The organism is Domibacillus antri, assembly GCF_001936625.1.
Lineage (GTDB): Bacteria > Bacillota > Bacilli > Bacillales > Domibacillaceae > Domibacillus > Domibacillus antri.
In genome coordinates, this window is the sequence record NZ_MSDU01000008.1 from 140,531 (window position 1) to 153,959 (window position 13,429).

Sequence of the window (13,429 nt, forward strand, 5' to 3'; positions counted from 1 at the left end):
TTACAAAGATTTGACGATCTCTTTTACATAAGACAGAAAATCGGCGCGCACTTTTTCCGTCGTTTCCATTACTTCATCGTGTGTAAGAGGCTGGTCCAGAATCCCGGCTGCCATATTGGAAATGCAGGAAATGCCAAGAACTCGCATCCCTCCATGACGGGCCGCAATCACTTCCGGAACAGTTGACATACCGACAGCATCCGCGCCGAGCACACGAGCCATACGGACTTCAGCAGGCGTCTCATATGCCGGACCTGTATTGCCTGCGTAAACCCCTTCCTGAACGGAAATGCCTGTTTTCTCTGCCGCGGCTTTGGCGAGGCTGCGGAGCTCGCGGCTGTATGCTTCTGACATATCGGGAAAACGCGCGCCGAGACGATCTTCATTTTTGCCGATCAGCGGATTGCCGCCCATTAAGTTTAAGTGATCGGTAATAATCATTAAATCGCCCGGCCGAAATGATTCGTTGACACCCCCGGCTGCATTTGTGACGATGATCGTGTCAATGCCGAGGGCTTTCATGACGCGCACAGGAAAAGTCACTTCTTCAAATGAATAGCCCTCATAGTAATGAAACCGGCCTTTCATCGCCGCGACGACTTGACCGGCTAGCGTTCCAATAACAAGCTCTCCCGCATGTCCTTCAACAGTTGATACCGGAAAATGGGGAATTTTTTCATACGGTATGGAGACTGCCTCTTCCACTTCATCAGCCAGCACACCTAAGCCAGAGCCTAAAATTAAACCGATATCCGGTTTCTTTTCACGGTTTTCAGCTAGAAATTGCGCCGCTTCTTCAATATGTGAGTAATTCATTTCAATTCCTCCATAAAACTTTTTCCGTATTCAGGCATTTTCACGTTAAAGTTATCCGCAATCGATGCGCCAATGTCCGCAAAGGTTTTTCTTTCTTCAAGCGCCTGTCCCTGTCCGAATTTTTTCGAAAAGACGAGAAGCGGTACATATTCACGTGTATGATCCGTTCCGTGATGAACCGGGTCGTTGCCGTGATCGGCCGTTATAATAAGCAAATCATCTTCTTTCAGCTCGTCCATTAGTTCCGGCAGGCGGACATCAAACTCTTCCAAGGCTTTCCCGTATCCTTTCGGGTCACGGCGGTGGCCAAACAGCGCATCAAAATCAACGAGATTGACAAATGATAAGCCGGTAAAATCTTTTTGGGCAGCATGAATAAATTGATCCATTCCGTCCATATTGGATTTTGTTCGAATGGCTTCCGTCACACCTTCTCCGTCATAAATGTCGTTGATTTTCCCAATGGCAATTACGTCAAAATCCGCATCTTTTAACTCATTCATAACGGTACGCCCAAATGGTTTTAATGCATAGTCATGCCGATTGGATGTCCGCTCAAAATTTCCCGGCTGACCGATAAACGGACGGGCGATGACGCGGCCGACCATATAGTCGCCGGTTTTCGTCATCCCGCGGGCCATTTCACAAATCTTATACAATTCATCGATGGGGACAATTTCTTCATGTGCAGCAATTTGCAGTACAGAATCAGCTGATGTGTATACAATCAACGCCCCCGTTTCCATATGTTCTTTTCCGAGTTCATCGAGAATTTCTGTACCGCTTGCCGGTTTGTTCCCAATGACTTTCCTTCCTGACTTTTGTTCAAGCTCTTGAATTAACGAATCCGGAAAGCCGTCAGGAAACACTTGAAATGGTGTTTGAATATTTAAGCCCATGATCTCCCAATGTCCGGTCATCGTATCTTTTCCGTTTGATGCTTCCTGCATTTTTGTATAAAATGCGGCTGGCCGTTCCGCCTTTGCAATCCCCTTTATTTCTTTAATGTTCGATAAACCGAGCGCGCCCATATTCGGCATGTGGAGTCCGCCCATCCGCTGTGCAATATGTCCAAGCGTGTCAGCGCCTTCATCGCCGAACTGAGCTGCATCCGGCGCTTCGCCAATACCGACTGAGTCCAGCACAATTAAGTAAATCCGCTTAAATGGATTATCCATGCTTTCGATTCTCCTCCTTCATGATTGTTTTTATTATTTACCCTGACGGCTGATGACTCATCCGCACATAACTATTCGTCAGAAGTCTGACTTCTCTTCCTTATTATAATCCATCCGCTTAGCAAATACAAAAAGCGCCTGAAACATTTTCAAGCGCGGGGATGAAATTGGGAATATACATCTTTTAACCTCGTTTTAGTCACATGCGTGTAGATCTGCGTTGTCGAAATATCAGCGTGCCCAAGCATTTCCTGCACGGCACGCAAGTCAGCGCCATTTTCAAGCAAATGAGTCGCAAATGAATGTCTGAGTGTATGAGGCGTTATTTCTTTTTCAATCGTCGCTTTTTTCGCCAGTGCTTTAATGATTTTCCAAAATCCCTGACGCGTCAGCCGCTTCCCGTAATGATTTAAAAAAAGAGCGTCATCACGGTGTTTTTGCGAGACGAGCTGCGGCCGCCCGTTTTGCAAATACCGTTCAATAGCTTCTAGTGCATGCCGGCCCGCCGGAATGATCCGCTCTTTCTCCCCTTTGCCTGTACAGCGGACAAAACCCATCGTTAAATGAACATCTTCTTTATTTAATGAGGTTAATTCACTCACGCGTAAACCGGATGCATACATTAATTCCATCATGGCTTTATCACGCATGCCGAGCGGTGTCGTTTCCTCTGGTGAAGCAAGCAGCGCTTCTGTTTCTTCCATGCTGAGCACCTTTGGAAGCGTTCGGCCTGATTTTGGCGTTTCAACATGGTTCGTCGGATCATGATCGGTGACCCGGTCTTGAATTAAAAAATGATGAAATGAACGAATGGTGGAAATTTGGCGGGCAATCGTTTTTGCTGATTTCCCCTGCTCTTTCAGCTGTTCAAGGAAGTGCAAAATATGTACGCGCTTAATCTCAGGCAATGTCACCTGTTCGACTTTTTCCAAATAATTTATATAGTGACGCAAATCTCTCCTGTAGGCCGAAATGGTGTTATCAGCCAGCCCTTTTTCGACAATTAAAAAATGAAGAAAGTCATCCATGTGTTCTTTCAAATTATCACCTCTTCATCATAAAAAAACCTTTCGACTCATTCGAAAGGTTCTATTCAGCATGCTGTTTTTCAAGATCCTCTTCCTCCTGTTTCGAATGGCATCTGCTGCATATGCCATGAAACGTCAAGCGGTGATCTTTAATTTTGAAATTCCATCGTCTTTCCACAATGGCTTCCACGTCATCAAGTAAATCTTCTTGAATTTCATCCACCGCGCCGCATTCGATACAGACGAGATGATGATGAAAATGCGCCGCTCCTTCCTGACGAAGGTCGTAGCGGGAGACGCCATCTCCAAAATTTATTTTATCAACCACTTTGAGTTCGTTTAATAGTTCGAGCGTTCTGTAGACTGTAGCCAACCCAATTTCAGGCGCTTTTTCTTTAACGAGGAGGTACACGTCTTCAGCGCTTAAATGGTCCTCTTCATGTTCAAGAAGAACACGCACAGTGGCTTCGCGCTGCGGTGTTAATTTGTAGCTTGCTGCGTGCAGCTGTTTTTTAATACGGTCGATCCGGCTTTCCATTATTGTCCCCTCCCTCGCCGATGTAATCTTTATTATAACAAAATCATGCAATGAATCAAAAGAATTTATTTAGAAGAACATTCATCATATGACTGGATATAAATGCTTCAATAAAAGCGGCGCCCAAAATAGCCATTAACACGGCACCTATGTAGCCCAAATACGCCATAATACTTTTTGTAAACGGCAGGGGGACCGTCTGCTTAACTGTCAGTTTTTGCAGAAGGCGGATCGAACACGACGCCGACATCACCGCTGTAAATAAAAAAGCGGGGATGAGAATCATATTTTGCGGCAGAATGGTGAAAATAGCGATCATAAGCCCGTCCCATTTCATTTGCTGAATAAGAAAGCCAACCGAAAAGCCTGTTACCGCTCCTTTTAAAAAAAGCAATATAAAAATAAGCGGAAGTCCGATCACAGATATGCCTGCGATCCACATCGCCCCGGTGAATTTGACATTATGAATGACACTTTCCCAGAACAGATCAAGCGGCTTGGCCACATTGCCGGCAGATGCCTGTGTGAAAAACTCTTTTACATACGAATACAGTTCTGATTTTTGAAGCGGCATCATGCTGTTCACTGTCAGCGTACCAAAGACCGTTCCTGTCATCAGCAGTACGGCTGTAAATAAATACAGCGCCGCCCGTTTTTGAATATGACGGTTGATGGCAATCCACATAAATGGAGGCCCCCCTCTCTTTTGCCCACTATATGAGAGGGGCGGCATCATTATACCAGTCCGTTTAAGCGCACATACTGCAGGGCCCACATTGTTTTCGCATCATAAATACGTTCCTCCCGCATAAGCTGTTCTGCTTCATCAATCGTCACTTCCATCAATTCGACAAACTCATCTTCATCTGCGGTAAGACCGTCCTGCACCCTTTCGATATCTTCCGCAAGATACACATGGACAAGCTCATCTGCGAACCCTGGTGACGTGTAAAATGACTGCACATGCGTCATTTTGCCGGTACGGCAGCCCGTTTCTTCTTCCAGTTCACGTCGTGCAGATGATTCCGGTTCCTCCCCTGGTTCAAGTTTACCCGCCGGCACTTCGACAAGCGGCCGCTCAAGGGCTTTTCGGTATTGTTCAACAAGAATGATTTTCTTATCACTAGTTAATGCAATGACACAGACGGCACCGGGGTGTTTAATGATTTCTCTTTTCGTTTCTTTTCCATCCGGCAGCAGAACATCATCCACTTGCAGACTGATCACTTTTCCTTTAAATATCGGTTCGGTTTTGATCGTTTTTTCTTCAAATTTATGCATAAGATTCCCTCTTTTCTTTTTTTCTCTTCCATATGTTACACTCTAAAAAAAGGAAGGTGAATGGATTGAATACACGCGAGCTTGGCCATTCCGGCATTTTTGTCAGCGAACTGGGCCTCGGCTGCATGTCGATCGGCACGGAAGAGCATCGTGCCGAAACTATTTTAAAAACAGCGCTTGATGAAGGCATTACCTATTTCGATACAGCCGATTTATATGACTTCGGTGTGAACGAAAAGCTTGTCGGCAAAACATTGAAAAATGTCCGTGATAAGGTGGTTATTGCCACAAAAGCCGGGAACCGGTGGACCGATTCGAAAGACAGCTGGACATGGGATGCATCAAAGGCTTATATAAAAGAAGCCGCGAAACAAAGTTTGAAACGCCTTGGCACCGAGTACATTGATTTATACCAGCTGCACGGCGGCACGCTCGATGATCCAATTGACGAAACGATTGAAGCCTTTGAAGAGCTGAAGGCAGAAGGCTTCATCCGGGCCTATGGAATTTCCTCGATTCGGCCGACGGTTATTGACCAATATGTAAAAAAGTCCTCGATTTCCAGTGTCATGGTGCAGTACAGCATGCTGGACCGCCGTCCCGAAAATCAGGCGCTTCCTATTTTATCAGAGAATGGGGTCAGTGTCGTCGCCCGCGGTCCGATCGCATTCGGTCTGTTAAGCGCAAAGTGGCGGGAAAAGCTTGCAAAAGCATCAAAAAAAGGGCTGAATTGGTACGACGAATCAGAACTTTCAGCCGTTTTAACTAAACTTGAAAAAAACTTTGCACCGGACCGTACATTAAATGGACTTGCTTTTCGCTATGTGCTCCATCATTCCGCTGCTGTCGTTGCGGGTGCGAGCTCTATTGAACAGCTAAAAGAAAATGCCCGTGCGATACGTGAAACCACGCTGACGGAGGAAGAATACAAATGGATTCAAGATACAGTAAAGACAGCCGATTACGACGCACATCGACTTTAAAAAAAACGGCCTTCTCAGCCGGTTCTGCCGCCGCGCTGCTCTTGGCCGGTGCGGGTGTATATTTATCGAACCGTATATTATACAGGACAAAAAAAACAGATGAAGCCATTGTTGAGCGGGAAAAAAAAGCCGGACGATTTAATCCGAACCTATATGAGCAGCTTCCGAAAGAAGAGGTGTGGGTGACGGCGGCAGACGGCATTCGTCTCAAGACTGTTTTTATTGAGCCGAATCCCGGCAATCCATATGTCATTTTTTGTCATGGTGTTGCAGAGCATAAAATCAATTCCTTTAAATACATGAATTTATTTTTAAAGCGCGGGTTTAACGCCATTTTATACGATCATCGCCGGCACGGGGAATCAGAAGGCACCGTCACAAGCTATGGTCATTTTGAAAAAATGGACTTAAAAGCGGTTATTGATGAATTGATCCGGCGTGAAGGGGATGATGTGCGGTTCGGCATCCACGGGGAATCAATGGGTGCTGCTACCCTTCTCCTATATGCCGGTACAGTGGAAGACCGCGCTGATTTTTATGTAGCCGATTGCCCGTTTTCCGATTTCCGCAAACAGCTCCAGCATCAAATGAAGCGGGAAATCGGGATTGCGCCTCGCTTTTTAATGACGCTGGCCGAGTGGGCTGTCTGGCTCCGCGGACGATATAAACTGAAGGAATTGTCACCTCTTGAAGCGGTAAAAAGGATTCAAAAGCCGGTGCTGTTTATTCACAGCCGGGATGATGACTTTATTTTGCCGGATATGACCGAAGCGCTGTTTGAAGCAAAACAGGGTCCAAAAGAATTGTATATAGCTCCAAATGGTGTTCATGCACAATCTTATAACGAAAACCCCGAACAATACGAAAAAGCGGTGGAAGATTTTTTACGAAAATACGACCTGATTCCCTCTGATTAAAGAAAAGCCGCCTCAATAAAAAACTATTGAGACGGCTTTTCAAGTATACGCGAAATGTGGAATAAGCCTGCTATTTCTGAAAGAACGCTTTTCGGGCAAGCCGTTCAACGGTTCCCGGAAAAAGTGTGTGAATCACGCTGCCGGCGGCCATCCATTTCGGTATGTTCACTTCCCGAACCGGCCTGCCGATGACAGCAACCGTTTTCCTGGCTACTTCAGCCGGATTCAGCATTAACTTTGACGCCTTTTTTAAATACGTCCCTTCCGGATCCGCCTTCTCAAAAAATGGAGTGGCAATCGGCCCTGGATTAATTGCTGTAACGTATACATTTGAACGGCCAAGCTCCATGCGGATGCTGTTTGTAAAGCCTAATACCGCATGCTTTGTCGCGGCATATACCGCTGATTTTGGCGTTGCTAGCTTGCCGGCCATTGAGGCGATATTGATAATGTGTCCGTTTTTCCGTTCGATCATTTGCGGGATAACGAGCTCTGTACACTGAATCAGCCCTGTCACATTCACGTTGATCATCTCTGCTGTTTCTTCCGGTTTCACTTCATGTGCCCATGCAAAATAACCGACCCCTGCATTGTTAATTAAGACGTCAACACGGCCGATGTCATGGAAAATGGATTTAAGGGCTGCGCGATCCGTAACATCCGCCTGAAAAATACGAACGTTATCCGATTCGCCCAGTTCTTTTTTTATTTGCTCAAGCCTGTCAAGACGGCGCGCAATCAATACGACACGATACCCTGCCGATACAGCTTCTTTTGCCAGCTCTGCTCCTAAACCGGAAGAAGCACCTGTAATGACGACTGTTTTGTTCATTTCTGTCACCCCCGGTAATAAATGGCGCCGTTTTCAACATGGTGAACGGAAATCTCTCCGCGTTCAAGCAAATAATCAAACTGGCCGGTCGTCTCTGAAAGCGTCAAGCCCGTTTCTTTTTTATACACTTCCGGAAAAAGTTTAACACAAACCTCAAAGATCGTCATCGGTTTTTCTTTCAGCATGGAGAGGACCAGCATCGCCCGGTCATGCTGCCGCTCGAACCGGCGCTCAATCAGCGGGTTCATAGATTTAATATCGTTCCCATGACCCGTTAACGCCAGTTGAATATCCATCTTCATCACTTTTTTTAAGGAATCACGATATTGAAGTAAGGATTTCGCCCGCTGCCCGCCGCGCTCCGAGGGCGGTTCAATTAGCGGATTAGATGAAACCGTTTTTAGCACGTGGTCCCCCGCTAATAAAAAACCATCTTTTTCATGATAAAAAACGAGATGGCTCTGCGCATGACCCGGTGTTTCAAATACACGCCAGCCCGGCAATGCCGGCAGCTCGTCTCCTTCTTTAAGCGCTTGCGTCAGAACGCTGTTTTTCGAGCTAAATTTCAACGTTTTTTCCAGATTGTTTGCCATTTGAATCATGTCTTCCGGCACACCAAACTCCCGGAATAATGACCGAAAAAAATCTCGGCGCCAATTCAGAAATGACTCATTATACGACAACCAGTTGGCGCAATATTCATGTCCATAAATTTCTGCATTCAAGTCATCAAGCAATCCGACATGATCGGGATGATGGTGTGTTAAAATCACTTGTTCAATATCTGTTATTTTATAGCCGGCCTCTTTCAAACCTGCCTGAAAAGCGGCTCTGGCCTCCGTTGTATTGACCCCGGCATCGATGAGCGTGAGCCGGTCCCCTTTTACCAAATATGTATTAACATCACCGATCGGGAAGGGCGTCGGCATCGTTATTTTTATGATATTTTGATACGTATTGATCCCCATTATGTCCACCTGCCATTTTTGTAAAATAATATTTCCTTATGTAGTGTACCCGTTTCATTCTGAATTGTCATTCATTATTCGTTGATCTCTTGACAGAAACGCATCTTTTCCGCATAATCACTTGAAAAGTCAAAATGTTTGGGCAACAGGGAGGAATCAAGTTGAAAGCAGTATTTATTGGGGCCGGTTCTATGGCTGAGGCAATTATCGCCGGCGGATTGAAAAGCGGCGCGCTTCAAGCGGAAAACACATACGTCACAAATCGGTCTGATGCTATACGGTTGAACGAATTAGCCAATCAATTTGGCATTCAAACTGGATATGAAGTCGAATCTGTCTTGCAGGAGGCGGACGTAATCGTGCTTGCGATGAAGCCAAAAGATGCAGCAGCGGGACTTGAAGCGATCCAGTCTTCGATAAACGAACATTCAGTCGTCATCAGCCTGCTTGCCGGTGTCGGAATTGATTTTATAGAAAAAACCATTGGCAAACCTTGCTCCATCATTCGCGCGATGCCAAATACGTCCGCTGCCGTCGGCAAGTCCGCCACCGCCATCGCGTTAAATGAGCTTGTCACAGCTGAACAACATCAATCGGCCATCGATCTTTTTGCGGCGATCGGTCTGGCCATTACGGTGGATGAATCACAAATGGACGCGGTGACAGCTGTTTCTGGAAGCGGTCCGGCTTATATTTATTATGTAGCCGAGGTAATGCAGAAGGCTGGTGAAGAGCTGGGCCTCGATCATGAAACAGCTAAATCACTCATCATTCAAACGCTTCTCGGGGCTGCAGACATGCTATCTGTATCTGACGGACAGGCTGCCGCTCTTCGCAAAGCCATTACAAGCGAAGGCGGAACAACAGAAGCCGCCATCCGCACATTTGATGAAATGAATGTGAAAGAAGCCATTTCCGCCGGTGTAAAAGAAGCGGCCGTTCAGTCAAAACGGCTCGGCGCCGCTTATCAATGTTAACCGACCGGCACTTCAAGTAAATCGCGGGCAATGATGACCGGCTGAAAGACATTTTCTGCTTCTTTCAGCAGCTGCCGTTCATCCTCCCGCGTGTAGCGGGAACTGATATGCGTTAAACATAATGCTTTGGCTCCTGCACGCATCGCCGTTTCCGCTGCCTGCTTGGTCGTTGAATGAAAATAGTCACGGGCCATCTTTTCATTTTCTGCATTAAACGTTGCTTCATGAACAAGCAAATCAGCATTGGACGCAAGCTGAACAGCCATCTCACACTGTCTCGTATCACCGAGCACAGTGACAATTTTTCCTGGTTGTGGGTCATTTGTGTATCTGCCCGGGTCAATTATTCGCCCATCTGATAATACGACCGGCTGTCCTTCTTTAATTTTTTTATAAACGGGTCCGGGCGGAATATTATCTTCGCGGAGACGGTCAACCAATAGCTCACCCGGCTTTTCTTTTTCAGCAAACCGATAGCCGAGTGAATAAATGCCATGATCCAATTTGCCTGCGGTCACAAACATGCCGTCGTCTTCAAAAATGATGCCTTCTTCAATTTCTTCAATAAAAAGCGGATATTGAAGATGTGTTTGGCTGACTTCAAGCGATGTTTCAATAAATGTACGGATACCGGGCGGGCCATATACTGTAAGCGGTTCTGTACCGCCTTGAAAAGAACGGCTTCCGAGCAGGCCGGGCAGACCAAAAATATGATCGCCGTGTAAATGGGTAATAAATATTTTTTCAATACGGCGCGGTTTCAGCGTTGTGTGCAAAATCTGGTGCTGCGTGGCCTCACCGCAATCGATGAGCCATACGGCACCGCGTTCATTTAACATTTTAAGCGCGATGGATGTCACATTGCGCATTTTACCGGGTACACCAGCACCCGTTCCAAGAAATAAAATGTCCAATTGAATCGCTCCTTTCGTTCGTCTTATTTTGACATAATCTTTTCATAAACAAAAATACTTGTCACTTTCATTGTTTTGTGAAAAAATGCAATAGTATAAAAATGAATCTCAAAAGCGGGGTTAGAAACGTGAAACAATCTGAAACGCCATCTGCTCTGACGATCCTGTTCGGTGCAACAGGAGATCTGGCAAAACGTAAATTATATCCGTCCCTATATCGACTATACCGTAAAGGGCACTTATCTTCCGGATTCGCTGTCATCGGCACAGCACGCCGCGAATGGGACAACGACATTTTCCGTGAACACGTAAAAAAATCAGTGATGGAATCGACAGCGGTTCAAGAACAAATAGATGAGTTTATTTCACACTTTTATTATTTGCCTCATGATGTATCGGATTCCGATTCATACGTTGCGCTGCGGACATTGGCCAATGACCTTGACAATAAATATGCTCTTGGCGGTAATCGTCTTTTCTATCTTGCAATGGCACCGGAATTTTTCGGTACAATCGCCGACCATTTAAAAGAGGATGGCTTAACAGACACAGAAGGCTTTGGACGCCTCGTAATCGAAAAGCCGTTTGGACACGATTTGCCTTCCGCACAGGAACTGAATGAGCAAATTCGCCGTTCATTTGATGAAAAAGATATTTACCGTATCGACCATTATCTTGGAAAAGAAATGGTTCAAAATATTGAAGCCATCCGTTTCGCCAATGCATTATTTGAACCGCTCTGGAACAACCGTTATATTTCCAATATTCAAATTACATCCAGTGAAACGCTCGGTGTGGAAGAACGGGGCGGTTACTATGAAACGAGCGGTGCCTTAAAAGATATGGTCCAAAACCATATGCTTCAAATGGTCTCTCTTTTAGCAATGGAACCGCCGATCAGCCTTCAGGATGACGACATCCGCCGTGAAAAAGTGCGCGCCTTCCGCTCCATGCGTCCATTAACGCTTGAGACCGTCAATGACTATTTTGTCCGCGGACAATACGGCCCGGGTGAAGATGGAATGCTGGGTTACCGCGAGGAGCTGAATGTGAATCCTGAATCAAATACAGAAACTTATGTCGCTGGAAAAGTGATGTTTGATAATTTCCGATGGGCGGGCGTACCGTTTTATATTCGTACAGGTAAACGGATGCCATTAAAATCAACAAAAATCGTTGTTCAATTTAAAGATATTCCAATGAACCTCTATTACCGTCCGGATGATCAGGAAATGGAGCCGAATCTGCTTGTTATTCACATTCAGCCAGAAGAGGGCATTACCCTTCATTTAAATGCCAAACGCGCCGGACATCAGCTGCAGACGACTCCTGTAAAGCTGAGTTATGCCAATAGCGGTGTTGATGTTATGAACACACCTGAAGCCTACGAAAAACTGATTCATGACGCGATGCGCGGGGATTCTACCAACTTTACCCATTGGGATGAAGTGGCTCTATCATGGAGCTTTGTTGATGTTATTGCTGAAGCATGGCGAAACGAAAAAGCGGCATTCCCGAATTACCCGGCCGGCACAAAAGGACCGAAAGCTTCGGATGAATTGCTTGAGAAAGACGGCTTCTTCTGGTGGCCGATGAATATGCTTGACGTCAATATTTGTAATTAGGAATATATAGGGGATGTCTCAATGAGACATCCCCTTCTTCATTTCAATAGCCAGACTTTCTGATTTTGGACCGGTTTTCAATGAGTTCGGCCTTCCATCCGCACTTATAAGGAAAGACCGTTTTTTGTGCAAAAAGAAAAACTTCCCCTGCTGCTTTGTCCTAAACAAAAATTCTTCTTTCTTCACTCATTTTTTACTCTGCCACAATTTCAACAATCGCCGCTGCCATCTCAGCGAGCTTAACAAGCTCTTTAACAGGCATTTTTTCATTGACTGTATGAATGTCTTCATAGCCGACAGCAAGATTCACAGTCGGGATGCCAAAGCCTGCGATCACATTCGCATCGCTTCCGCCCCCGCTCGTTAACAGCTTGGACGGACGGCCGATTTTAGCGGCAGCTCTTTGTGCCACTTTCACAACATGGTCGTCTGCACCAAATTTAAAACCCGGATACATCACTTCCACATCGACTTCAGCCCGGCCGCCCATCGCATTCGCAACTTCTTCAAAGGCCGCTTTCATTTTATTCGTCTGCACATCCATTTTCGACGGATCAAGTGAACGGGCTTCCGCTAAAATTTGCACGTAATCGCAGACAATGTTCGTTGCCTGTCCGCCTTCGAAACGGCCGATGTTAGCCGTCGTTTCTTCATCAATACGGCCAAGCGGCATCTTCGCAATCGATTTAGCCGCCATCGTAATGGCGGACACGCCTTTTTCCGGCGCAACGCCTGCATGAGCGGTTTTCCCGTATATATGCGCTGTAAGTTTAGCCTGTGTCGGTGCGGCCACAATAATATTGCCGACATCACCGTCGCTGTCGAGTGCAAAACCAAACTTCGCTTTTATGAGCGACGGATCAAGTGCTTTCGCGCCGACAAGTCCTGATTCTTCACCGACGGTAATGATAAATTGAATCAGGCCGTGCGCGATATTCCGTTCTTTTAACACACGAATCATTTCAAACATGGCGGCAAGACCGGCTTTATCATCCGCGCCAAGAATCGTTGTTCCGTCCGTTTTCACATAGCCGGCTTCCACGACCGGCTTAACGTTATTACCCGGCACAACCGTATCCATATGAGATGTAAAATAAATCGGATCAACGCCATCTTTCACAGCAGCAAGCGTACAAATTAAATTGCCTGCGCCATGACCGGTTTTCAACGCGGCATCATCTTCATACACATCGACACCGAGCGCAGTAAATTTTTCTTTCAACGATTTGGCTATCGTTTGTTCGTGTTTCGTTTCCGAATCGATTTGAACGAGTTCCAGAAATTCATTTAATAAACGTTCTTCATTGACCACGCTGCACCTCCAAATTTTCTGCCTTCTATAGTATAAACTTTTCAGTATAAAAAATCAGCC

The 13,429-nt window shown here is 45.9% G+C and carries 14 protein-coding genes; 4 read left to right on the forward strand and 10 right to left on the reverse strand.

Annotated features, from left to right (window positions below; genetic code table 11):
- The 6 genes from BTO30_RS04785 to BTO30_RS04810 form a co-directional block, all read right to left on the reverse strand.
- Complete coding sequence (locus BTO30_RS04785) at nucleotides 1–816, reverse strand: purine-nucleoside phosphorylase (RefSeq protein ID WP_075397579.1); 816 nt, start codon at nucleotides 814–816, stop codon at nucleotides 1–3.
- Entirely contained in the window at nucleotides 813–1,994 is a 1,182-nt protein-coding gene (deoB, locus tag BTO30_RS04790) for a phosphopentomutase (protein ID WP_075397580.1), read from the reverse strand. The genes BTO30_RS04785 and deoB overlap by 4 nt, the downstream gene beginning before the upstream one ends.
- A gap of 149 nt (nucleotides 1,995–2,143) precedes the next feature.
- Entirely contained in the window at nucleotides 2,144–3,034 is an 891-nt protein-coding gene (gene xerD / locus BTO30_RS04795; protein WP_075397581.1) for a site-specific tyrosine recombinase XerD, read from the reverse strand.
- A 49-nt stretch (nucleotides 3,035–3,083) separates the two neighbouring features.
- The gene (gene fur, locus BTO30_RS04800; protein ID WP_075397582.1) at nucleotides 3,084–3,560 is read right to left on the reverse strand and encodes a ferric iron uptake transcriptional regulator; all 477 of its coding nucleotides are present in this window, start codon (nucleotides 3,558–3,560) and stop codon (nucleotides 3,084–3,086) included.
- 55 nt (nucleotides 3,561–3,615) lie between these two features.
- Nucleotides 3,616–4,245, reverse strand: a complete 630-nt coding sequence (spoIIM, locus tag BTO30_RS04805) for a stage II sporulation protein M (RefSeq protein WP_075397583.1) — start codon at nucleotides 4,243–4,245, stop codon at nucleotides 3,616–3,618.
- A gap of 50 nt (nucleotides 4,246–4,295) precedes the next feature.
- Entirely contained in the window at nucleotides 4,296–4,841 is a 546-nt protein-coding gene (locus tag BTO30_RS04810; RefSeq protein ID WP_075397584.1) for an NUDIX hydrolase, read from the reverse strand.
- A gap of 65 nt (nucleotides 4,842–4,906) precedes the next feature.
- Here BTO30_RS04810 and BTO30_RS04815 point away from each other — a divergent pair, with 65 nt between their 5' ends.
- On the forward strand, nucleotides 4,907–5,824 hold the full coding sequence (locus BTO30_RS04815; RefSeq protein ID WP_143331913.1) for an aldo/keto reductase: 918 nt from the start codon (nucleotides 4,907–4,909) through the stop codon (nucleotides 5,822–5,824).
- Complete coding sequence (locus BTO30_RS04820; protein WP_083632300.1) at nucleotides 5,773–6,741, forward strand: alpha/beta hydrolase; 969 nt, start codon at nucleotides 5,773–5,775, stop codon at nucleotides 6,739–6,741. The genes BTO30_RS04815 and BTO30_RS04820 overlap by 52 nt, the downstream gene beginning before the upstream one ends.
- 70 nt (nucleotides 6,742–6,811) lie before the next feature.
- Here BTO30_RS04820 and BTO30_RS04825 read toward each other — a convergent pair whose 3' ends face one another.
- Nucleotides 6,812–7,573: an SDR family NAD(P)-dependent oxidoreductase gene (locus tag BTO30_RS04825; protein WP_075397586.1), complete on the reverse strand. Its 762-nt coding sequence runs from the start codon at nucleotides 7,571–7,573 to the stop codon at nucleotides 6,812–6,814.
- A gap of 5 nt (nucleotides 7,574–7,578) precedes the next feature.
- Complete coding sequence (locus BTO30_RS04830) at nucleotides 7,579–8,541, reverse strand: MBL fold metallo-hydrolase (RefSeq protein ID WP_075397587.1); 963 nt, start codon at nucleotides 8,539–8,541, stop codon at nucleotides 7,579–7,581.
- Nucleotides 8,542–8,702: 161 nt separating this feature from the next.
- On the opposite strand from BTO30_RS04830, the gene proC reads away from it, so the two are divergent.
- On the forward strand, nucleotides 8,703–9,518 hold the full coding sequence (gene proC, locus BTO30_RS04835) for a pyrroline-5-carboxylate reductase (RefSeq protein ID WP_083632301.1): 816 nt from the start codon (nucleotides 8,703–8,705) through the stop codon (nucleotides 9,516–9,518).
- Here proC and rnz read toward each other — a convergent pair.
- Nucleotides 9,515–10,432, reverse strand: coding sequence for a ribonuclease Z (gene rnz / locus BTO30_RS04840; protein ID WP_075397589.1), 918 nt, complete (start codon nucleotides 10,430–10,432; stop codon nucleotides 9,515–9,517). The two genes, proC and rnz, sit on opposite strands and share 4 nt — an antisense overlap.
- 128 nt (nucleotides 10,433–10,560) lie before the next feature.
- On the opposite strand from rnz, the gene zwf reads away from it, so the two are divergent.
- Nucleotides 10,561–12,057, forward strand: a complete 1,497-nt coding sequence (gene zwf / locus BTO30_RS04845; RefSeq protein WP_075397590.1) for a glucose-6-phosphate dehydrogenase — start codon at nucleotides 10,561–10,563, stop codon at nucleotides 12,055–12,057.
- Between the two features lie 193 nt (nucleotides 12,058–12,250).
- On the opposite strand, the gene BTO30_RS04850 is transcribed toward zwf, so the two are convergent.
- On the reverse strand, nucleotides 12,251–13,369 hold the full coding sequence (locus BTO30_RS04850) for a tripeptidase T (RefSeq protein ID WP_075397591.1): 1,119 nt from the start codon (nucleotides 13,367–13,369) through the stop codon (nucleotides 12,251–12,253).
- Nucleotides 13,370–13,429 lie beyond the last annotated feature (60 nt).

Bases quoted from the DNA above. Each gene is read 5' to 3' on its own strand.
- BTO30_RS04785 (WP_075397579.1), bottom strand. From the start codon at position 816: ATGAATTACTCACATATTGAAGAAGCGGCGCAATTTCTAGCTGAAAAC.
- deoB (WP_075397580.1), bottom strand. From the start codon at position 1,994: ATGGATAATCCATTTAAGCGGATTTACTTAATTGTGCTGGACTCAGTC.
- fur (WP_075397582.1), bottom strand. From the start codon at position 3,560: ATGGAAAGCCGGATCGACCGTATTAAAAAACAGCTGCACGCAGCAAGC.
- spoIIM (WP_075397583.1), bottom strand. From the start codon at position 4,245: ATGTGGATTGCCATCAACCGTCATATTCAAAAACGGGCGGCGCTGTAT.
- BTO30_RS04810 (WP_075397584.1), bottom strand. From the start codon at position 4,841: ATGCATAAATTTGAAGAAAAAACGATCAAAACCGAACCGATATTTAAA.
- BTO30_RS04820 (WP_083632300.1), top strand. From the start codon at position 5,773: ATGGATTCAAGATACAGTAAAGACAGCCGATTACGACGCACATCGACT.
- BTO30_RS04825 (WP_075397586.1), bottom strand. From the start codon at position 7,573: ATGAACAAAACAGTCGTCATTACAGGTGCTTCTTCCGGTTTAGGAGCA.
- BTO30_RS04830 (WP_075397587.1), bottom strand. From the start codon at position 8,541: ATGGGGATCAATACGTATCAAAATATCATAAAAATAACGATGCCGACG.